1 protein-coding gene is annotated in these 1,008 nt (G+C 44.2%); it reads right to left on the bottom strand.

Going from position 1 to position 1,008, the window contains the following annotated elements; translation table 11 throughout:
* Positions 1-594 (bottom strand): phospholipase D-like domain-containing protein (locus Q675_RS32470; RefSeq protein ID WP_023011674.1); only part of this gene is annotated, 594 nt, incomplete at its 3' end.
* Between the last annotated feature and the right edge of the window lie 414 nt (positions 595-1,008).

Genomic DNA, 1,008 nt, shown 5'->3' on the forward strand with positions numbered 1-1,008 from the left:
AACCTTGGTCTGGAATACGCACAAAGCTTCAAAATGTGCCTTCTTTCGCGCTGCACGAGTGGGGCTGTTCCAGGATGTGAATACATCGATGCACTCCCGATTGTTTTCAAAAGCATTGCGGCTTTCGTTGGATGAACCCGTGAAGGCAACGTAGGAATCTTCGTCGAAGAAAAGCCCGATTTTTTCATGGTAGATGCCGGTGCCTATATTGGGAATCGCTATCTGAATTTCGAGTCGGTCCAGCTCGAGTAATCGGAGTAACCGCACCGTTCCATTCCCAATCCCATCTGCGAAATCCGTGTCAATGATCTCTTCGAGACGATTGGCGCATACCTCTTGTTTCGGGATACCGCGTTCGATAGCCTCCAGATCTCTGGCTGATAATTCCACGGAGGTGATTAGCCTGATGTGACCGTCTCTCCTAATGAAATCACCTAGAGGAGCCCCAAAAGATTCTAGAGCGGTGCTTGAGAAGTAGCCAACTGCTCGCCAATAGACCTTAGACTGTGCAAGTGAGGGGCGAAAAAAATCATCAACCAGGTGGTCAAAGCCGGAGCGATAGTCCTCTTGATAACTTATTTCATTCAGGCTCATCCTTTTCTATTCTCCCCAAGCGCCAGTGGGTCCAATCAGATAGCCACTGATTTCGCCAATTTAATGCAAATTGCCCAGCTATTTTAGAGAGAAATGTAGTCATCATGTTCTTTTTTGCCAAATGCTTCGACAGCCGTTCTCTAGATTTCTATTGTCACAAGCTTAGTTAAGTTTCTGAAATTTCGAAAAAAAAGTGGATCGAATTTGTGTTTGCAGGTTAGACTAGGTTAATTACCAGTTACAGAGTCTATCGAAATGGAAATGAAGAAAATGCAGAATGCACTTTGAAATTATTAAAACTAGGCCGCAAAGGTACATTTAGATTTTCTATCTTATAGGCATGGCAACTATCAAGGAGCTAGGTTAATAATAAGCGTGCATGGTGGGAAACCAAAGGAGGCTCTGAATAAGTCT

Origin of the sequence: Marinobacter sp. EN3 (genome assembly GCF_000475315.1) — a bacterium.
Taxonomy (GTDB): Bacteria; Pseudomonadota; Gammaproteobacteria; order Pseudomonadales; family Oleiphilaceae; genus Marinobacter; species Marinobacter nauticus.